General features: G+C 49.7%; 24 protein-coding genes. 2 read left to right on the top strand and 22 right to left on the bottom strand.

What is annotated here, in order from left to right:
* Positions 1–64: 64 nt before the first annotated feature.
* From ACGHTT_RS09060 to ACGHTT_RS09015, 10 genes are all read right to left on the bottom strand, one after another.
* Positions 65–1,402 (bottom strand): alanine/glycine:cation symporter family protein, encoded by a 1,338-nt coding sequence (locus ACGHTT_RS09060; RefSeq protein WP_390594817.1) that lies wholly within the window; start codon positions 1,400–1,402, stop codon positions 65–67.
* 61 nt (positions 1,403–1,463) lie between these two features.
* A complete protein-coding gene (locus ACGHTT_RS09055) occupies positions 1,464–2,501 on the bottom strand; it encodes a 1-aminocyclopropane-1-carboxylate deaminase/D-cysteine desulfhydrase (RefSeq protein WP_390594816.1) in 1,038 nt (345 codons plus the stop codon).
* A 50-nt stretch (positions 2,502–2,551) separates the two neighbouring features.
* Positions 2,552–2,884: a preprotein translocase subunit YajC gene (gene yajC, locus ACGHTT_RS09050; protein WP_390594815.1), complete on the bottom strand. Its 333-nt coding sequence runs from the start codon at positions 2,882–2,884 to the stop codon at positions 2,552–2,554.
* Between the two features lie 96 nt (positions 2,885–2,980).
* The gene (locus ACGHTT_RS09045) at positions 2,981–3,934 is read right to left on the bottom strand and encodes a helix-turn-helix domain-containing protein (RefSeq protein ID WP_390594814.1); all 954 of its coding nucleotides are present in this window, start codon (positions 3,932–3,934) and stop codon (positions 2,981–2,983) included.
* A 272-nt stretch (positions 3,935–4,206) separates the two neighbouring features.
* Positions 4,207–4,674, bottom strand: coding sequence for a thioredoxin-dependent thiol peroxidase (gene bcp / locus ACGHTT_RS09040; protein WP_390594813.1), 468 nt, complete (start codon positions 4,672–4,674; stop codon positions 4,207–4,209).
* Positions 4,675–4,755: 81 nt separating this feature from the next.
* Entirely contained in the window at positions 4,756–5,739 is a 984-nt protein-coding gene (locus ACGHTT_RS09035; protein ID WP_390594812.1) for a malate dehydrogenase, read from the bottom strand.
* A 133-nt stretch (positions 5,740–5,872) separates the two neighbouring features.
* On the bottom strand, positions 5,873–6,505 hold the full coding sequence (locus ACGHTT_RS09030) for a dUTP diphosphatase (RefSeq protein WP_390594811.1): 633 nt from the start codon (positions 6,503–6,505) through the stop codon (positions 5,873–5,875).
* Positions 6,505–7,299 carry a TatD family hydrolase gene (locus ACGHTT_RS09025; protein ID WP_390594810.1) on the bottom strand — a complete coding sequence of 265 codons (795 nt, stop codon included), beginning with the start codon at positions 7,297–7,299 and terminating at the stop codon, positions 6,505–6,507. The genes ACGHTT_RS09030 and ACGHTT_RS09025 overlap by 1 nt, the downstream gene beginning before the upstream one ends.
* A 111-nt stretch (positions 7,300–7,410) precedes the next feature.
* The gene (locus ACGHTT_RS09020) at positions 7,411–7,761 is read right to left on the bottom strand and encodes a PilZ domain-containing protein (protein ID WP_390594809.1); all 351 of its coding nucleotides are present in this window, start codon (positions 7,759–7,761) and stop codon (positions 7,411–7,413) included.
* A gap of 82 nt (positions 7,762–7,843) precedes the next feature.
* Positions 7,844–8,869 (bottom strand): DNA polymerase III subunit delta', encoded by a 1,026-nt coding sequence (locus tag ACGHTT_RS09015; protein ID WP_390594808.1) that lies wholly within the window; start codon positions 8,867–8,869, stop codon positions 7,844–7,846.
* A gap of 95 nt (positions 8,870–8,964) precedes the next feature.
* On the opposite strand from ACGHTT_RS09015, the gene ACGHTT_RS09010 reads away from it, so the two are divergent.
* Positions 8,965–9,600: a pseudouridine synthase gene (locus tag ACGHTT_RS09010; RefSeq protein WP_390594807.1), complete on the top strand. Its 636-nt coding sequence runs from the start codon at positions 8,965–8,967 to the stop codon at positions 9,598–9,600.
* On the opposite strand, the gene tmk is transcribed toward ACGHTT_RS09010, so the two are convergent.
* The 10 genes from tmk to ACGHTT_RS08960 all read right to left on the bottom strand — a co-directional run bounded on the left by tmk (position 9,597) and on the right by ACGHTT_RS08960 (position 17,584).
* Positions 9,597–10,223, bottom strand: a complete 627-nt coding sequence (gene tmk, locus ACGHTT_RS09005) for a dTMP kinase (RefSeq protein WP_390594806.1) — start codon at positions 10,221–10,223, stop codon at positions 9,597–9,599. The two genes, ACGHTT_RS09010 and tmk, sit on opposite strands and share 4 nt — an antisense overlap.
* A 28-nt stretch (positions 10,224–10,251) precedes the next feature.
* Complete coding sequence (gene mltG / locus ACGHTT_RS09000) at positions 10,252–11,277, bottom strand: endolytic transglycosylase MltG (RefSeq protein WP_390594805.1); 1,026 nt, start codon at positions 11,275–11,277, stop codon at positions 10,252–10,254.
* Entirely contained in the window at positions 11,274–12,152 is an 879-nt protein-coding gene (pabC, locus tag ACGHTT_RS08995; protein ID WP_390594804.1) for an aminodeoxychorismate lyase, read from the bottom strand. Before pabC ends, mltG begins: the two co-directional genes overlap by 4 nt.
* 108 nt (positions 12,153–12,260) lie before the next feature.
* Positions 12,261–13,499, bottom strand: coding sequence for a beta-ketoacyl-ACP synthase II (gene fabF, locus ACGHTT_RS08990; RefSeq protein ID WP_390594803.1), 1,239 nt, complete (start codon positions 13,497–13,499; stop codon positions 12,261–12,263).
* A gap of 125 nt (positions 13,500–13,624) precedes the next feature.
* Complete coding sequence (acpP, locus tag ACGHTT_RS08985; RefSeq protein ID WP_290263058.1) at positions 13,625–13,861, bottom strand: acyl carrier protein; 237 nt, start codon at positions 13,859–13,861, stop codon at positions 13,625–13,627.
* Positions 13,862–14,052: 191 nt separating this feature from the next.
* Entirely contained in the window at positions 14,053–14,790 is a 738-nt protein-coding gene (fabG, locus tag ACGHTT_RS08980; RefSeq protein ID WP_390594802.1) for a 3-oxoacyl-ACP reductase FabG, read from the bottom strand.
* Between the two features lie 31 nt (positions 14,791–14,821).
* Positions 14,822–15,763 (bottom strand): ACP S-malonyltransferase, encoded by a 942-nt coding sequence (gene fabD, locus ACGHTT_RS08975; protein ID WP_390594801.1) that lies wholly within the window; start codon positions 15,761–15,763, stop codon positions 14,822–14,824.
* 56 nt (positions 15,764–15,819) lie between these two features.
* The gene (plsX, locus tag ACGHTT_RS08970) at positions 15,820–16,815 is read right to left on the bottom strand and encodes a phosphate acyltransferase PlsX (protein ID WP_390594800.1); all 996 of its coding nucleotides are present in this window, start codon (positions 16,813–16,815) and stop codon (positions 15,820–15,822) included.
* Positions 16,816–16,824: 9 nt separating this feature from the next.
* Positions 16,825–17,007, bottom strand: a complete 183-nt coding sequence (gene rpmF, locus ACGHTT_RS08965; RefSeq protein ID WP_183909705.1) for a 50S ribosomal protein L32 — start codon at positions 17,005–17,007, stop codon at positions 16,825–16,827.
* Between the two features lie 43 nt (positions 17,008–17,050).
* Complete coding sequence (locus ACGHTT_RS08960; RefSeq protein WP_390594799.1) at positions 17,051–17,584, bottom strand: YceD family protein; 534 nt, start codon at positions 17,582–17,584, stop codon at positions 17,051–17,053.
* 174 nt (positions 17,585–17,758) lie between these two features.
* Between ACGHTT_RS08960 and ACGHTT_RS08955 the strand changes: the two genes are divergently transcribed.
* Positions 17,759–18,346, top strand: coding sequence for a Maf family protein (locus ACGHTT_RS08955; RefSeq protein WP_390594798.1), 588 nt, complete (start codon positions 17,759–17,761; stop codon positions 18,344–18,346).
* Here ACGHTT_RS08955 and ACGHTT_RS08950 read toward each other — a convergent pair.
* Entirely contained in the window at positions 18,314–18,979 is a 666-nt protein-coding gene (locus ACGHTT_RS08950) for an HAD-IA family hydrolase (RefSeq protein WP_390594797.1), read from the bottom strand. The genes ACGHTT_RS08955 and ACGHTT_RS08950 overlap by 33 nt on opposite strands.
* On the bottom strand, positions 18,970–19,935 hold the full coding sequence (gene rluC, locus ACGHTT_RS08945; RefSeq protein WP_390594796.1) for a 23S rRNA pseudouridine(955/2504/2580) synthase RluC: 966 nt from the start codon (positions 19,933–19,935) through the stop codon (positions 18,970–18,972). Before rluC ends, ACGHTT_RS08950 begins: the two co-directional genes overlap by 10 nt.
* Between the last annotated feature and the right edge of the window lie 364 nt (positions 19,936–20,299).

The following is a 20,299-nucleotide window of genomic DNA, read 5'->3' as shown; positions in this document are numbered from 1 at the left end:
TGGCCACTTACGTCGAAGCAGTAAAAAAGGCAGCTAGAGCTGCCTTTTTTACTGCTCATTTTATTTAATTGTTTTCTGGATCATTAAAATAATCCCGCGCCAATTTTATCACCACGCCAGACAAAGCTAGAACGGCAATAAGATTTGGAATCGCCATTAAACCGTTCAATGTATCAGCCAGCAACCAAACGAAATCCAAATGCATTACTGCACCAACAGGCACAGCCAGAATAAACAAAACACGGTATGGGATAATGAATTTTTCACCCAGCAAGAATTGCGCACAGCGCTCACCGTAATAACTCCAGCCCAGAACAGTGGTAAATGCAAACAACACTAATCCAACTGTAATAACCCACTGGCCATAATCAAATGCACTATTAAAGGCAGCAATAGACATAGCCGCACCTTTCGCTTCGCCCGACCAAACACCCGAAGCCACTATAGCTAAACCGGTTATAGAGCAAACCACGATGGTATCGATAAACGTGCCAAGCATGGCAATCACACCTTGACGTACGGGGCTATTCGTTTGTGCTGCAGCATGTGCGATAGGCGCACTACCCAAACCCGCCTCGTTTGAAAACACCCCGCGAGCCACACCGAATTGAATCGTCATCATCAGTGTTACACCCGCTGCACCACCTAAGGCCGCAGAGGGATTAAAGGCACTTTCAATGACCAGTGCGAAAGCTGCTGGTATTTCTGACCAATGCACGGCAATCACAAACAGTCCTGCGGCGATATAGGTAACCGCCATAAACGGCACTAACATACCCGCCACGTCGCCAATGCGCTTGATACCGCCGATTAACACCAACGCCACCAAAACAAATAAAACACCGCCAGTAACATACGGTGATACCCCGGCTGACTCCTGCACAGCGGAGGCAATAGAGTTCACCTGCACTGTATTGCCAATACCAAAAGCAGCCAGCGCGCCGAAGAAGGCAAACAACATACCTAGCCAAGCCCACTTCTTACCCAAGCCATTTTTAATGTAGTACATGGGTCCACCAACGCGCTTGCCCAGGTGGTCCACTTCGCGAAAATGTACTGCCAATGTGGCTTCCGAAAACTTTGTTGCCATGCCGAGTAAAGCACTGCACCACATCCAAAACAACGCACCCGGGCCACCTATGCCAATGGCGGTAGCCACACCAACAATATTACCCGTGCCAATGGTGGCCGCTAGTGCCGTCATCAACGCATTGAACGGTGAAATATCGCCCTCTTGCGCAGATTTCCGACCTTTAAACAGCTGAGAAAAACCATAGCCAACTTTTCTAAGTGGCAGCGCTTTTAATCGGGTCATCATATAGAGCCCGGTGCCAAGCAACAGAGCTAACATGACCTTGCCCCAAACAAAGCCATTAATTGACGTGACGTATTCTTCTACCATGTGTGGCACTCTCGCTATCGTTATTATGCAAAAATTAAGGACGAACGAACCCTACACCAACTCAAAATTGAAATTGCTCGCGCTGCGGAAAAATACCAAAAACACCACCGGTATGTATAAACAGCACATCATTTGCATGCTGCCAAATACCCTGCTTTACCTCTTCTACCATGCCAAAAAAAGCTTTTGCAGTGTAAACTGGGTCTAACAGCAAACCTTCGCTTTGCGCCACCAGCTTTATCAATTCAAAAATTTCGGGGCCAGCTTGGGCGTAACCGGGCCCAACATATTGCTCGAGCGTGTTGACCGCTAACTGATGCACAGCAAGGTTTGTCTTCAAGCAATTTTGTTGAGCGAGATCTGGATATAAACTCTGCCACTCGCTCAAATCTTGCTTGACCTTCCTCTCAAACCAACGCGCGTCATCGCACACCGCCACACCGGTAACTTGCGAAGGCAAGCCGAGTAACGCAGCACCAAGAGTCAAACCAGCCTGAGTGCCGCCCGAGCCGGTAGCGCAAACAATATGGTCGGGACAAAAATTCATTGCACTAAATTGATGTGCCAGCTCGTCCACACAGGCAATATAACCCCAAAGTCCCACACCATTGCTGCCACCGGTGGGGATGCAATAAGCAACACCGTCCTGCGCCGCGTAATGGCTAGACCAATGAGCAAAATAGTCGGCGATTTGACGCTCAAAACTGGCGCTTGGATAGTAGCTGATGGTGGCGCCAGCAATTTTATCCAAGAGCAAATTACCGTCTGGCTGTGACGGTTCATCACCCCTTAACAAGAGATGGCATTTCAACCCCGCCTGAGCGGCAAGCAAAGCCGTTGCTCGGCAGTGGTTGGATTGCACACCACCGCAGGTAATTAAATGGGTAGCGCCTTTAGATTTTGCATCGGCCACTAAAAATTCCAACTTACGAATTTTATTACCCGATAAATGCGATCCAGTTAAGTCATCGCGCTTAACCCAAAGCCGAGTGCTAACACCCAGTGCTTTTTGCAAGTGAATCAGTGGCTGAATGGGTGTGGGGGTGTGGGCAAACGGGATTCGTGGCGGGTATTTGAGGCCGAGCTCTTTAGAAAGCATAGATTTAAGCATCCCAAAAGAAGAAAGGCCGCCGTAGGCAGCCTTACATATTAAATCGATTTAATGGTGCCCTTAGGGAGCACGGCATGTACCGCTACTTTTTGAAATTTCAATTCAATATTATTGCCAGTCTCCAGCACTACGTAATTCTCATCTACCTTGGTGATTTTACCTAGCATACCGCTGCTCAATACAACTTCGTCGCCTTTATTCAAACTGCTCACCAAATTGGTATGTTCTTTTTGGCGCTTGCGCTGTGGACGAATAATGAACAGGTACATGAACAAAAACAAACCACCAAACATTAACAAGGTTACGATTGGATTGGTTTCAGGTTGAGCTGACTGGGCTTGGGCCATAGCCTCAGGAATGAAAAACGACATAGCTACCTCAAAAATAAGAGAATCTTGTGGCGGCTAACTCTACAGGTTTTGCTAATTACAGGCAATCAAGCAGGCTCGATTGCCTGTGCGAAAGTACTAGGCGTAATCGCGGAACAACTTACGAAAAGTAGACGGCGACAACCCCGTCCAACGCTTAAACGCATTGGTGAAGCTAGTGCGGTCAGAGAAATCCAAGGCGGTTGATATTTGATCAATACTAAGATTTTGATCAACCAAATAGCCAATGGAGTAATGAAACCTCACTTGATCCCTGAGCATTGCAAAGTTGATATCGGCCTGCTGCAATCGACGTTGCAAGGTGCGCTTCGAAATACTCAATTCGCTGGCGACTTCGTCTATCGACATACTCGATTGACCAACGCGACGCTGCAAAACGTCCATGACTCTACCGGGAATGCCAAAAACAGCCGGAAGACTTGCTATCTCAATGTATTCGGCGAGCGAGTGGATTCCGCTGACGGCAAAACCTTCTTGCGTACGGAGAATTTTTTCAGGTGATGCATGTAAATGAACCATGCGGGCGACTCCTTCTGCCAACAATGCCAGTGTTTCCTTATCCTCTGGGGACAACTGGTTTTCGCCACAATCCTCGTGGCTATCTACTACAAAAACCAATGCCGCAGACGTGTTGGGCAAGGGCGACAAGAGATATTGCCCTGCTCCGGCATGAGTATACGCCAGCGAAAGAGGGTTGTCGTAGCTTTCGCGGGAATTATTCAGAAGTTGAGGCTCAGTAAGGCACAAGAGTGCCTGATGCTGAGCATCAAATGCTTCCTCTGTCACGTCCAAGGCTTCCGGCCCCTGCCCGCTAATCAGGCTGTACCTGAGGCAACGGCCAAGGCTTCGATGATAAAAAATCGCTTGCCGAGCATTAAACATGGCGCTACCGGCGGCGAAGTAGGACCAAAGTTGCGCGTGAAAGCCGCCCACAGGTGACGACAACAACCTGAGCAATACCCGCATGCGCGCGGTCATATTCGATAAATCTTGATCTGTCCAAAACGCTGCCGAAGCCGGCCCTATAGACACACCTGAAGCGATGGTTGAGATGTTGAAATCCCCCAAGAAACCTTAAAAACTACCGGGGTATAAATACCCTCTCTATGAAGTCACCTAACTTATTTCTTATAGCTATTAATCACCAGCTCCAGTGGCGACAGCCTGTGGCGTTAGACGACAAAAATTGCATTCAACCTGACTTTCAGACTAATTCCTGAAAGTCAGTAAATTTTCAAGCAACTATAAGATAAGGTTATAAGAAGCGCTAGGGCTTTTTGGCTCCGGGGTAAACACTCGGTTAATCAGGCGCTTTTTAGCAATTCAATAAGCAGGTCGTGATGGTTGCTGGTCTTAAATTTGTCGAACACTTGCGTTAAACGCCCGTCCTCATCAATGAGAAAACTGGTTCTCACTATGCCCATATATTCTTTACCCATAAATTTCTTAAGATCCCACACACCGTACTTTTCAGCTATCGAGTGATCCTCATCCGCTAAAAGATCAAAATTGAGATCGTGTTTATCTTCAAAACGCTGTAATTTGGCGACAGGATCTGGGCTTATACCAAAAACCACGGTATTCAGCTTAGCCAAGGCCGCTTTACTGTCTCTGATTCCGCAAGCCTGCGTGGTGCAACCAGGGGTTAACGCCTTTGGATAGAAAAAAAGCACGACGCGTTGGCCACGATAATCCTTCAACGATACTTTTTCGCCCCGCTGATTGCTCAACGTGAAGCTGGGGGCAAGATTGCCAACTTTTGGGTGTGCCATGATCAAAACTCCTAAAGTAATGTGGTAAAAAAAAGGCGCGGTTATGACACCACGCCTTTCTCTGTCGCGTTATTGCCTCAGTTAGCTAGGCAGGAGCGCTTTTACTGCATCGCGCTCTTCCTGCAACTCTTTCTCGGTGGCTTTCATTTTGGCCTGCGAGAAATCGTTAATAGCCAAGCCCTGTACTATTTCCCAGTCGCCATTCTTGCAAACGCATGGGAAAGAGTAGATCAGGCCCTTATCAATACCATAAGAGCCATCGCTGTATACGCCCATGCTCACCCAATCGTTTGCCGGCGTACCAAGCGCCCAGTCGCGCATGTGGAAAATGGCGGCGTTGGCGGCTGACGCCGCAGAGGACGCACCACGCGCTTTAATAATGGCCGCACCACGCTGCTGCACCACTGGGATAAACTCACTTTCGTACCACGCCTGATCAATCAGTCCCATGGCGGGCTTACCCGCTACCAAGGTGTTGTGAATATCAGGGTACTGGGTTGAGGAGTGATTGCCCCAAATCAGCATTTTGGTCACGTCATTAATGCTCTTACCGGTTTTCTGCGCCAATTGAGTCTGCGCACGGTTGTGATCCAGACGAGTCATCGCGGTGAACTGGCGTGGGTTGATATCTGGCGCGTTGCGCTGAGCAATTAATGCATTCGTATTGGCAGGGTTGCCAACTACCAAGACTTTAATATCACGCGAAGCGTGGGCATTAATAGCCTTGCCCTGTACGGAGAAGATGGCCGCATTAGCTTCCAACAAATCCTTGCGCTCCATGCCTGGGCCGCGTGGACGAGCACCAACCAGCAGAGCGTAATCGGTGTCTTTAAATGCAACGTTCGCATCATCAGTACACACCATGCCGGCTAACAATGGGAAAGCGCAGTCATCTAGCTCCATCGCTACACCTTTCAGTGCCTCGAGAGCTGGGGTAATTTCCAGCATTTGTAAAATCACTGGCTGGTCTTTGCCCAACATATCGCCAGCGGCGATGCGAAACAACAAGGAGTAGCTGATCTGACCGGCGGCGCCGGTAACGGTGACACGAACGGGTGCTTTCACAATAATTCTCCGTAACTGTGGTTCAAACCTGAATAAGCGGCGGCCATTATAGGGCTAAATGAGGAAATTTCACCTGATCCGGCGCAATAACGGGTATTTCCTGCAATGATAGTCCACATTGACCCTGTGTATATCAGGCATTTTCATATCTTTTCAGTAGTGTTTGGTAAAGATCATCAGCGAAGCTGGCGCTGTCGGTATCGAGCTCAGCTACTGCCTCCACTAGATGCTCATTGTCTTCCCTGCCCGACCAAAGTTTCTTGTAACTGCCATCTTTATAGCCGTGATCTTGACGAAAGAAATTTAAAACATTTTTGCCAACATAACCGCAGTAGAGACGATCGAAATTCATATCTACGGCACTGAGTAACTTAGCGAAAGTTGACACAGAAAAACTTTTGCTGGCGATTGTTTCTTCGGCAAAGACTTCGAGTAATTGCCGAAAGGTCTCGTCATCGGCGACCGCTTGAACACCCGACATGGATTTTAGACCCTGCTCTAGTTCATCTATCATCAGCGCCTGCGTTGAAAATTTTGTCAGCGAAATACTTAAGCCAAAATGCCAAATATCAATGAGCTCTAGCCGCACCTGCTCTACATCGGGCACCTGCTTTTTCCACCATTTCCAGCCAAAATGATCCATGAGCTCGGCGCACTCTACCCAAATAGCCCGATACCAAGCAAAATTTTGCTCGCGCCACTTGTCGTTGACTTTGGTATTCATGCTGTCTTGCAATTCCAGCATCGTTTTTAATTGGGCACGCATTATTTGCTCCTGCACTCGTCTAATTTAATTGCACGGTTAAATAAGTTGAAAAAATTATCCGTGGTGGCACTGGCGAAGCTTTCAAAACTCATACCCTTCAGTTCTGCTAAATACTGCGCCACCTCATGTACATACTTTGGCTCATTCGGCTTGCCTCGATAAGGTATTGGCGCCAAATAAGGTGAATCGGTTTCAACCAGTAGACGTTCAATTGGCACAAATTTAGCGACATCGCGCAACGCCTCAGCATTTTTAAAGGTAACAATACCCGACAAAGAAATGTAATAACCCAAATCCAACGCTGCCGATGCCATAGCAACATCTTCAGTAAAACAATGCAGCACACCCGCTGATTGGCGCGAGCCGTGCCGAGCAATGAGATCCAAGGTATCGGATTTGGCCTCGCGCGTATGCACAACCACCGGCAAGGCGGTCTCGGCGGCAACCTCTAAATGCAAAGCAAAGCTATCTTTCTGCGCCTGCATAGTGTCTTTGGTGTAATAGTAATCTAAGCCGGTTTCACCAACCGCTACAACTTTTGCACGCGCCGTGAGGGACGTTAAACGCTCCCGACTCATGGCGCCCTCTTCAATGTCTAACGGATGAGTGCCAACCGATGCATAGACTTGCTCAAACTGTTCCGCTATTTGCAGAACATCTTCAACATTTTTATCGGAGATTGAGATGCAAAGGAGATGAGAAACCTGTCGCTGCTGGGCCTCTTCAATAGCCTCGGCAAGGCTTCGGTCACCCAGTTTCAATCTATCTAGGTGACAATGCGAATCTACGAGCATGGGATAAGTTCCGACGGTTTATCTGCAGGGTATTGATGTATATCCATGCAACTGGCGCAAAAGTTTAACAAAAAAGGCCAGCAAGCTGGCCTAATCGAAAATAAGCGCAGACTACATGGTATGGGTTGGTCTATCTGAACTGAGCGAGCCCGCTAAATAGGTTTCGATCTTGCTGACAGCCATATTGTCTTGGTCGTTAAACTGCACGCCTACACCCGAGGCCCGGTTACCTTGAGCGCCCTTAGGGGTAACCCAAACCACCGTTCCGGCAACCGGAATCTTCTCGCCCTCATCCAGAAGGCTCAGCAACATAAATACCTCGTCGCCAATTTTATAGGCGCGCGTAGTGGGTATAAACAAGCCACCATTGCGCACAAAGGGCATATAACTGGCATAAAGCACGGCTTTATCGCGAATATTTAGGTTTAATATGCCGTTGCGGGCACCGCCCAAAGCAGCCATAGTGCATTCCTTGATCAGGTCAAAGGTTTAGTTTAGCAACGTTAAAGCAAGCTAGCACAGGTGTCTAGATAGCAGAGGCTAATTAACGCGAACGCCGCGCAAATGCTCGACACAGCGCCTGCCAGTCCAAGGCTATTTCCTCCAATAGCAATTGCGTATTAGGGTTAGACGGGCCCGCCAAAGCCTGGCGCGCGCGCCCGACTTTTTCATACAACCGGTGCAGCACAGGTGCGCCCGCCTCACCCATGAGGCTCACAGCCCAATCGAACGCCTCAACATTATCTGGACTCGGCTGTTGCCACTGTAAGTTTTTCAGCAACTGGCTAAGCCAGAGTTGAAACCAACACAACACCTGCTGGTGATCCTGCGCCAGCCACTCAGAGGCCAACGCCAGAGGGCCTTTTTGCCCCTGCGCCAAATCCCGTAAATTCTGTACCAATTGCTGGTGTTGCTCCAATGAATCGCCATCCAGGAGCCCACGCGCGGCCAGCGGTGCGCCACCGGCAAGGGACAGTAGTTGCTCTGGCGCGATTCTATTGCCGGCAATAGGCGTCAACCAAGGCACCACAGCGTCCATGTCTGGCAAACCGAATGCAAGCAACCGACAGCGACTGCGAATGGTGGACAATACCGCGCTGGTTTGGTGGCTAACCAACATGATATGTGCACTCCCAGCAGGCTCCTCTAGACTTTTTAGTAGCGCATTCGCAGCGCCCGTTGTCATCGCCTCCGCTGGTGCGATAACCACCACCTTGCGGCCACCCTGCTGAGCCGTTTTACTTAAAAAATCATTGGCATGGCGAATGGCGTCAATTTTAATGGCCTTACCAACCGCCTCAGGCTCTAACAACAGGAGATCTGGGTGAGTACCCACAGCCAATAACTGACACGCTTTACATTTGCCACAAGCCAGTTCAGCCGCTGCTGTCAAGCAAAGCAGACGCTGCGCAAGCAACATGGCTAGATGGGTTTTCCCCACCCCGGGCACTCCGGCAAATAAAAGTGCATGGGGTAGCTTTTGCGCGCTAACCGCCTCAAAGAGAGATTGCCAACGTTGATGCTGCCAAGGATAGGGCGATTGCCCCAATGCGAATTCGGCTAATTGCATGGAATATCTATCTGCTCAATCAGGTACATCTGTCCGACTCCCATTATCTTTGCCATACTGCACGGCTCTATTTGCCAGCACAATAAGTACTCAGCGTGAAAGATACCCTAGAATTTGTACATGAAGATGAATTTTTATTAGTCGTTAATAAACCCGCTAAAATGCTCAGCGTGCCCGGTAGAGGCCCTGAAAATCAAGACTGCCTAATCAGCCGCGTGCAACGCACATTTCCAGAAGCACTGTCTGTGCACAGGCTAGATTATGCCACTTCCGGGCTGATAATCGTAGCGAGGTCGAAACCAGTACATCGTCAACTCAGCATACTTTTTGAACAACGCAAAATTGAAAAATCCTATACCGCTCTGGTCTCTGGAATACTAAAAGACGAGGCAGGCTCAGTAGATTTACCGCTTATTTGCGATTGGCCCAATCGACCACTGCAAAAAGTCGATATGGAGTCCGGTAAACCCTCGTGCACTTTGTATCAATGCATGGAGAGATATGTAGAAGATAACGCAACCCGCGTGAGACTCACACCCGTCACCGGGCGCTCGCATCAGTTAAGAGTGCACATGCAACAACTAGGGCACCCTATTTTAGGTGATCAATTTTACGCGCCCGAACCGGTGCGCGACGCCTCGCCTTTTCTCTGCCTGCACTCTACACGGCTCAGCTTTAACCATCCAGTAACGCAAGAAACGCTTGAGTTACTATCCGAACCAAAGTTTTAACGCTGCGTCAGTTCCGCGAGTACACGATCGATATCGCGCTGAACATCGTCTAAACCTTGACTGGCATCGACAATACGAAAACGCGATGCCTCGGCCTTTGCCCGCGCCAGATAACAAGCGCGAACACGCTCAAAAAAGGCAATGGTTTCTGTCTCAAAACGATCCAGATCACCACGGCTTCGCGCCCGCTCCAAACCCACGTTAACATCGATATCGAGGAGCAAAGTGCAATCAGGCCTGAGCGACCCTTGCACCACTTTTTCTAACTGCGCAATCAATGCCGAATCCAATCCACGCCCTGCGCCTTGATAAGCGTATGTTGCATCGGTAAAACGATCACACAAGACCCATTTGCCCTGTGCCAGCGCTGGGCAAATGCGTTGATTAAAATGCTGCGCTCGTGCTGCAAACACAAGTAACAGTTCAGCAGTGGGATCAACCGCTTCTTCTCTTGGCGCGAGCAATAGCTCACGCAGCGTTTCGGCTAAAGGCGTTCCTCCCGGCTCTCGGGTTCTAAGCACATCCAAACCTTTGGCGATTAACCATTGCTCAACGAAATCCATGTTGGTGGTCTTGCCAACACCTTCGGTACCTTCGACGGTAATAAATAGTCCCGGTTTCAAGCCTTTCTCTCTTTATTCAAGTAAACAATTATTGTTTCGGAGTCGAGCGGTAATCATTGCGACGCTTCAATTGAAATTTTTTCACGGCAGCATTATGTTCATCCAAGGTCGCAGAAAACTGATGATAACCGTCACCCTTGGCGACAAAATACAAACTTGCCCCATTATCAGGGTGTAGCGCCGCAAACAGAGAGCGCTCGCCAGATAAGGCTATGGGCGTTGGCGGCAACCCCTTAATCATGTAGGTATTATACGGCGTAGCTTGCTTCAAATGCTTTCTCGTTAAATTACCACGATAATTTTCGCCTAAACCGTAAATCACAGTTGGGTCAGTTTGCAGGCGCATGCTTTTTTGCAACCGGCGTACAAACACACCGGCGATCTCTTCCCGCTCGGCATCAATAGCCGTTTCTTTTTCAACAATGGAAGCCATGATCAACGCTTCGTAAGGCGTGCGATAAGGTAAATTTTCTGCGCGTTCTGCCCATAGCTCAGTTAATATCATTTGCTGCTTGGCATAGGCTTGACGCAATAGACTGACGTCGGAATCACCTTTTTGATATTGATAGGTATCGGGGAAAAATAACCCTTCTGGATGCACCTCCTCGAAACCTAACAACTGTTGTTGTGCTGGCCACAGCAAACCCGCCAAACGTATTTCTAAATGCTCTAAACTTTGTAAATATTGTAGCGCTTGAGCATAGGTCCAGCCTTCGACTAACTGCGCATTGTAGCGAATTACATCGCCAAGTATTAGCTTATCAAGTAACTGCTTGGGGGTAAGCCCAGGTTCAAGTTTGTATTCACCTGACTTAATTTTTGTCGCACCTACTAGACGCGCGTAGCCTACCCAAAGTGTTGAATCCAACAAACCTTGGCGTTCTAAACGATTACCTAGCGCAATCAAAGATTGCCCTCTTGGCACGTCGAGCTGGACAACATCGTTTATCGCCATAGGCGCGTCTAAGTTATGCTTAACATAAATACTGACAGCCACAGCCAGCACCACAGCTGCAATAGACAAGCTGAGTAACCATTTTAGGATCGCCTTCAAAAAATATCTCCACGCAAGTCTGCATTAGCATGAAAAGCACTCTCTCCAAGTGCAATAAACTGTTCGCCTTCTGTAGTTCGAGTAAAGGACACGTCCCTACTTCCTGTGTGTAAACGATCAATAGCAATCACACCCCAATTGCTATTTACCACAAAGAGTTGATCGGCATCGGCAAGCTCCTCAACGATTACCCGACGAATGGAGATAGGCGCCACGCCCATATAACTCTCTAACAGAAACTGTCGCATTACACCATTAACACCCGCAGCATCCAGCGATGGCGTATGAAATTGACCATCTTTCAAGAAAAAAATGTTCGAAGAGATGCCTTCAATAACACAACCTTTTGGGTCGCACATCAAACCTTCAAAATACGGCTTGCTGGCCAGTTCGTGTGCAGCGAGGACCTGCTCAAGCCGATTGCAGTGCTTAACGCCCGCAAATACAGAGGCATTTAACGGGGTTGAACAGACCAGCGCTGCGTTCGTTTGCGCTAGGAGAAATGTCCGGGGCGTAATTTGAATAATGAGGTTTGGCGACACAGTGGTAGGCGAGCGATAGCCTCGGCCGCCCTCACCGGCAGTTAAAATAATTTTAACGGTTGCCGAAAGTGTGCTTCGCGCTTGTTGCCATGCCACACACGCTGCCGCTAGTAATGCATTCAACTGGCCAATAAGCACGTCCTGCGCAGGGCAAGGCAATAAAAGTTTCGACGCGTCACGGCAAAGACGCGCCAAATGACGACGTTGCAAAGGAATCTGACCAGCCTCTACGCGAAGGGTTTCAAACAGACCGTGACCATAGTGTAAACCTCTATCAAACACTGATATCTGATCGCAAAAACTACCATTTATCATCGTCAGTGGTTTGTGCACAATCTATCCTTCATAACTGTGAGTCTATTAGCCACCTAGCCTAGTTCTAAGCGACCAAACAAAAACGGCGATCATAGGTGATCGCCGTTTTCCAGAACATAACGCTAATCACACCTTTCGAAAAACCAGTGTACCGTTTGTTCCGCCAAATCCAAACGAGTTAGACATGGTAATGTTAATAGGCATGGGCTGTGCTTTATGGGGAACCAGGTTCAAATCACAACCTTCGCTTGGGTTGTCCAAATTAATTGTCGGCGGCGCCACCTGATCGCGAATCGCCAGAATACTGAAAATAGCCTCTACCGCACCAGCAGCACCTAGCAAATGGCCAATCATCGATTTGGTCGAGCTAACCGCAACGTTACTGGCCGCCCCACCCATCACAGATTTAACCGCCTGACATTCAGCAATATCACCAGCTGGCGTTGAAGTGCCATGGGCATTGATGTACTGAATGTCCGAAGCCTGAATGCCTGCATCTTTAATAGCGTTGCGCATACTCAACGCCGCGCCTGCACCATTTTCTGGCGGCGATGTCATATGGTAAGCATCACCACTCATACCGAAACCAATCACTTCGGCATAAATATTGGCGCCGCGGGCTTTGGCGTGTTCATATTCTTCAAGCACCAATACACCGGCGCCATCACCCAAAACGAAACCATCGCGGTCGCGATCCCAAGGCCGGCTAGCTTTCGTCGGATCATCGTTACGCGTAGATAGAGCTCGCGCCGCTGCAAAGCCCGCTAACCCGGTTTTGGTGGTTGCCATTTCAGCACCGCCGGCCAGCATCACGTCGGCTTCACCGTACTGAATAGAGCGCGCCGCTAGGCCAATGGCGTGAGTGCCTGTGGTACAGGCGGTAACTACCGCTAAATTAGGGCCTTTAAATCCATATTTGATCGACAGATTACCGGCAATCATATTAATGATCGCACCGGGCACGAAAAACGGGGAAATGCGTCTTGGGCCTTTCTCTTCGATGGTTAAGGCGCCATCGGCAATAGAGCCAATACCACCAATACCAGCACCGATAACCGCACCGATACGCTCGGCATTTGCCTCGGTTAACTCAATACCTGAGTCTTCCCACGCTTGAATACCGGCAACCATACCGTATTGAATGAAGGGGTCCATTTTGCGGGCATCTTTGGCCTGCAAATAAGGCTCCACTTCGAAATTTTTTACTGCAGCACTAAACGTAGTACTAAAAGGAGTTGTATCAAAAGTGGTAATCGGTGCAACACCACTCTGGCCAGCAAGAATGCCTTTCCAGGTGTCTGCTACTGTATTGCCTAAGGGCGAAACCATACCCATACCGGTAACAACGACTCGTTTACGCGACACGTTTAATCTCCAGACTGACGAATTATAAAATCAAAAAGCAAAATACCAAGGCCAATAAAACAAAAGCCGTACTATCGTGAAATAGTGACGGCTTTTGCGAAGAACAGATGTTCCGTTCGACTTAATTAACCGAGATGCTCGTTAATATAGTCGATAGCTAACTGAACAGTCGTGATCTTCTCAGCTTCTTCATCTGGAATCTCAGTTTCGAATTCTTCTTCCAAAGCCATGACAAGCTCAACGGTATCGAGAGAATCAGCACCCAAGTCTTCAACGAAAGAGGCTTCGTTTTTAACTTCGTCTTCTTTTACACCAAGCTGCTCGGCGACAATTTTCTTTACGCGCTCTTCAATGCTGCTCATATCGTATTCAACTCCAAGTTGGTAATTTCGGTCAAACCGTTGTCTTTATAAGACTGACAAGCGGCCAATTGTTTGTGCTCTCGGCCAACAGGGTCGGCATTTTACATGGATTTTTCATCGGTTGTAACGAAAACCGACAAAAAATAACAACTTCTTCCAGTAACCTTAATAAAAACAGCCACTTATGGCCATTATGCCATGTACATACCGCCATTCACATGAATGGTTTCGCCGGTCACATAACCTGCCGCATCGCTCGCCAAGAAGGCAACCACTGCCGCAATTTCCTCCGGCTGACCCAAGCGCCCAGCAGGTACATTAGCTAACAATAGCGCTTTTTGCGCATCTGGCAGCTCTTTGGTCATATCGGTGTCGATAAAGCCAGGTGCTACCGTATTAACAGTGATATTACGCGAGCCAACTTCTTTCGCAAGCGCGCGTGCAAAGCCTGCTACGCCCGCCTTAGTTGCGGCATAATTTGACTGCCCGGCGTTACCCATTGAGCCGACCACTGAGCTTATATTAATGATACGGCCCCAGCGGGCTTTCATCATGCCGCGCAGGCAGCCCTTACTTAAGCGATAAATAGCACTCAGATTCGTGTTGATCACGTCGAACCACTCGTCATCGCTCATACGCATCAATAAATTATCTTTTGTAATACCGGCATTATTCACCAGAATACTCGGCGCACCGTATTTTTCGCCAACGGCCGTTAATAGTCCCGCTACGGAATCAGCGTCAGTCACATTCAACACCATGCCTTCGCCCTCCAAGCCTTTTTCCGCAAAGCGCGCGGAAATAGCAGCAGCACCGGTTGCGCTAGTAGCCGTGCCGATAACAACGGCACCCTGACTTGCTAACAAATCGGCAATAGCCGCGCCAATGCCACGACTGGCGCCAGTAACTAATGCAATTTTGTTTTCCATAATCTTTCTCACCGTTAAAAATGTATATCGCTTACGCGTGTTCTGCGATGGCTTTTTCGAACTCGTCAACCGAGCCAGTTGTCACTGCCGTTAAGGATTTATCAATGCGCTTTGCCAAGCCCGCCAACACCGCGCCAGGGCCACATTCTACTAGGTGTGTCGCACCTAAGGCCGCCAAACTATTTACGCAATCAACCCATAATACTGGACTGCAAATTTGCTCAATCATCAACTGTTTTATTTTTTCAGGATCTAACTCTGTTTTTGCATTGACGTTATGCACAACAGGAATCGTGGGTGCACTAAAAGTAGTCGCCATAATAAACGCAGCTAATTTATCGGCCGCAGGTTGCATTAGGCTCGTGTGAAAAGGGGCGCTAACAGGTAATGGTAAGGCGCGTTTTGCACCAGCTTCTTTGCACAGGGCCATGGCGGCCTCTACCGCTTCCGCTTCACCGGCAATAACCACTTGGCCGGGTGAATTAAAATTTACTGCCGACACAACACCAGCACTCGACGCTTGTGCACAGGCATTAACAATCAACGCGTCATCTAAACCGATAATCGCCGCCATTGCCCCCTTACCCGCGGGCACCGCGGCCTGCATAAACGCACCGCGCTGCTGCACGAGTTTTACTGCATCGGTGAAGGCAACCACGTCAGCGCAAACCAGTGCCGACCACTCACCTAAACTATGGCCAGCAAAATACGCGGGCATGGCCCCCTGCTTTTGCTGCCACAAACGCCATAAAGCCACACTGGCAGTAAGCAGTAATGGTTGCGTGCGCTCGGTTAAATTAATATCTTCCTGAGTTCCCTCTTGCACTAGCTTCCACAAGTCATAACCCAAAACGCCGGAGGCTTCGGCAAAGGTTTCAAGAATGATGGCATTCTGCTCAGCTAAATCCGCCAACATGCCAATTTTTTGAGAGCCCTGGCCCGGAAATACAAACGCCAAAGAAGAGTCAGACATAATAGAAACCTTGGTTAATAATCAGTAGTAAAGCAATGGGAAATTACTGCCCTATTTTATTCGACCGAAGCCTTAAAGCGCGCCGCTAGCAATGCCGGCAGCTTGTGCTCCGTTTGCGCCACCGCAACACCGATAGCATTATAAAATGCTTGCGCGTCAGCGCTGCCATGGCTTTTGATGAGTGGCTTAGACAAGCCCAAAAAGCTGGCGCCATTATAGCGACCGGGATCAAACTGTGTACGCCATTTTAGCAACACGGGTTTGGCTAACTGGCCAACCAATTTGCCATACCAAGAGCCCATAAAAGCCGCTTTTAGCTGTTCGATTAGGAACACTGCCGCCCCTTCGCTCGCCTTAAGCGCTACATTGCCAGTAAAACCGTCAGTCACCACGATATCGACATCGCCATCGAGCAGGTGATTTGCCTCGATAAAACCAGCAAACAGCAGGGCCTCGTCCTGATCAATAAGCGCTGCCGCCTGCGCCAAAAGCGAGCCACCCTTATTGCTTTCTGTGCCTATATTTAATAACGCCACCCTTGGCCTAGCCACTTCAGAGAGCACTGAGCCCATTTGCGCAAACTGCAGCAATAACGCCGGGTTAACATCGAGATTAGCGCCTAGGTCCAGCATATGCGTCTGGCCTTTACGGGTAGGCCAGCGCTGGCAGATTGCCGGCCGATCAATACCGGGCACCATGCCCAACAGGCGCTTACCTGCCACCATTAAGGCGCCGGTACTGCCGCCACTCACACAGGCATCAGCCTTTTCCATAGCCAAATGCTCCACTGCCAACCAAAGTGAGCTTTGCTTGTGGCGCAAAATGTCAGTGGGTTTTAGCTCGGCGCTAAACGTCTCGTGCGCTTGCTTCCAATCAAAACGGGCATGTTGCTGTAAAGATAGAGGAATACACTCGGTGGCCTGAGCAGTGCCAAAGGCAGATATTTCTAAGAAGGGAAAGTCTAGCAGCGCCTTTTCACAGGCAGAAAAAACAGCGTGGGGACCTAAGTCCCCACCCATTACATCTACGGCAATTCGAGATGATGCAGTCAAACGCGAGTTTTACTCGTCGCTGCCAGTATCAATTACCTTGCGACCACGGTAGAAACCATCGGCAGTCACATTGTGACGACGGTGTTTCTCACCACTGGTTGGATCGATAGACAGGGTTGGACCAGTGAGTGCATCGTGCGAACGACGCATGTCACGACGTGAACGACTCTTTTTGTTTTGCTGAACAGCCATGATAGCTCCTACTTACCAAATGGACTGAAGCCGGGGCGCCTCGTTATTTCGGCGAGCCCTTAAGTTGCTCCAGCACTTTAAAAGGGTTGTCTGATACTTTATCGTCTTGAACCGCTGTTCCGGCACTTAACGATGAAGCGTCAATACATTGCTCTTCGTGATACGCCACCATTGGCAACACCAGCAACAACTCATCCTCAACAACCTGATACAGATCGGTGGGGCCTTCTTCCAATATCAAAGGATCGAGATCCTTGGATAAATCCTGGCCCTGCTCTTCTGTCCACACTACAGCGAGTGCGATATCGGCGTCTAAGGTGAGTTTTGTCGGCTGCAAACAACGCTGACAAACCACTGAAACACTTGCTTTAGCGTGACCTTTAAGGGTTTTAGCCCTCTGTTGGTCAATACCAAATTCTAAATGCACATCTACCTCTTCGTCACCACTTTGCACCGCTTCGCTTAAGCGAGGCATCTGCGCCAGTGGCACGCGACCAGATAGACTTATCCCCTTCTGCGCGAATTTTCGCGGATCTACTTGCCGAGGCAAAATCGTTTGTAAGGGGGCATCTGACATAAGCGCGCAATTCTAGGGACAAGATTCTGTGGTGTCAAAGGGAAATAAGCACAATTTAAGGGATTTGAGGCCAGATTAGCGCTTAAAAACCGTTTCTAGGCTTCCCCATCCCAATTCAGTAACATACACCGCCAATTCGCACCCTTTTTGCACCCACAAACAGGCATAACCACAATGCAAAAAAGACGCCTCATTTTAGCCTCTAGCTCAAGCTACCGAAAGTCGCTGCTGAGCAGGATTGTAGAAAACTTCACTTGTCACGCACCGAATATCGACGAGAGCCCACTAGCAACAGAAACACCAGCACAAACTGCACCGCGACTAGCCAAGGCCAAAGCACTTGCTCTCGCTCACCTCTACCCCGATGCGCTAATTATAGGCTCAGACCAAACCGCCAGCTGCGACGGTCACTTACTCAACAAGCCGGGCACAGAGGCGAACGCACTGCAGCAACTCAAGCTCTGTCAGGGCAAAACGGTGACCTTTTACACCAGCCTCTGTTTATTGAATAGCACTAACCAAAACCTACAGCTAGATACAATCACCACCGAGGTTAGCTTTTTAACCCTCACCGAAACCCAACTTCAAGCCTATATAAAGAAGGAGCAACCATTAGATTGCGCCGGCAGCTTCAAGTGCGAAGCCTTAGGCAGCAGCTTATTTCGATCCCTAACCAGCACCGACCCCAGCGCCCTAGAAGGGCTACCGCTCATAACGCTCTGCGCCATGCTAAGACGAGAAGGATTCGAGCCTTTGTCGTAACGGCTGCCATTCGAGCAAATCAGCAAAACGATCGAGACAAAGCGCCGGCTCGTAAGGCCTCATCCGATCGATATGGTGAGCACCGTAGCTGACCGCGATCCGTGGCACACCGGCGCTTCTCGCCATCGCCATGTCATATTCCGTGTCGCCCACCATCACCGCCTCGTGCGGACGCACACCGAACTCGCTCAACAACTGCTCCAGCATAAGTGGGTGCGGCTTAGAGGCCGTCTCTTCAGCGCACTTAGTCGCCGAAAAGAAATCGCTCCAGCCCACGTTGCCGAGCACTCGGGTCAAACCACTGCGACTCTTTCCCGTCGCCACGGCCAACTCAAACCCCGCCGCCTTTAGCGACGTCAACGCCGGCACCACACCCTCGTAAAAAGCACAGGGTTTCTGATCCGCAGCGACAAAATGCTTGGAAAATGCCTCAGACAACGCCAGCAAAGCGCTCGAACTCAGGGCTGGATAGAGCCGGGCAAGCGCCTCATTCAAGGACAAGCCGATAATATTTTTCACCTCGGCATCGGGCAACACCGGCAATTCCAGACGCTGGGCGGCCGCCTGCACGCTAGCCACTATTTTGGCCGTTGAATCGATCAGCGTGCCGTCCCAATCAAAAATCAAGAGCATCGCAACGCTTCCAACAACGCAGACATATCACTGGGCATGGGCGCCTCCACCGTCATACTCTGCTCGGTAATTGGGTGCATAAAACTCAAAGTTGCCGCGTGCAAACACAAGCGCCGCAAGCCCTTGCGCTTAAGCTTTTCATTAACGACATCAATGCCGTACTTTTCATCGCCCAGTAGCGGGCAGCCGGCAATGCGCGCATGCACGCGAATCTGATGCGTGCGACCAGTGACAGGACTGGCTTCCACAAGCGTTGCACCCTGCAAGTTTTCCACCACTGAAAACAAAGTCTTACTCGGCTTACCATCGGCGGAAACCTTAACGATTCGATCGCCGTTGGCCAACTCTGTGCGCAATAACGGCTCATCAACCTCCTTTCTCGACACCGGCCACTGCCCATCAACCAACGCCAAATAGCGCTTGCGGATACCGGCCAGCGTCATTTGCTCCGACTTTTCCCGGAACTGCTCTTGCAAAGCCTTGAGCGCACCGCGCTTCTTCGCAATCAGAATCACGCCACTCGTCTCTCGATCCAATCGATGTACCAGCTCGAGAAACCTGATATCTGGCTTCATCTGGCGGAGCGCCTCGATCAAGCCAATTTGCACCCCACTGCCGCCATGAACGGCCAAGCCTGGCGGCTTATTAATAGCCATTAGCCAGTCATCTTCGAATACGATGGCCTCTGCCAAGCGCTGGGCCAACTCGGGACCAACCGGCACCAAGTCACCCTCCTGCGCCAACCGAATGGGCGGCACGCGCACGAGATCACCAGCGTGTAGCTTATGCTCAGGCTTAACCCTGCCCTTATTGACTCGCACCTCGCCCTTGCGCAACAGACGATAGAGTCGCGATTTCGGCACCCCTTTCAAACGCGACATCAGGAAATTATCGACTCGCTGACCGGCGCAATCGGGGTCGACCTCTAACATTTGGACCTGATGAAACTCAGACATAGCGCTCTCAAACACGTGAAGAGCCGGCATTTTACACCAGTCAAATCAGTTTTTTCTTTCTAATTGAAGGGCTTAGGCTTTGCTGCTATAGTTCAGCCCGCTGACTGGGCTGGTTTCCGGACATTGCGTTAGGCAAGTCGCGAGGAAATACCGCCATTCAGCCAGCAAACCGCTGGATTTGTATACGCGTCTGACCCGAGGTGGGCAGCCGGTAAACAACCCCGGAGCGCTGTTTTTGACCCAATAGCGGTTCTTCGCTGCCAGAGCGAACAAAAACGCCGGCACAAAGAACCACAGTGACAATTGCGCACAAAGACTGCTGCAGTGCACTGAGAAATTGTTTTTAAAACTCGATAGCAATAGC

Origin of the sequence: Simiduia litorea (assembly GCF_042853465.1) — a bacterium.
Taxonomy (GTDB): domain Bacteria; phylum Pseudomonadota; class Gammaproteobacteria; order Pseudomonadales; family Cellvibrionaceae; genus Simiduia; species Simiduia litorea.
This window is presented reverse-complemented; position numbering and strand designations above follow the sequence as displayed.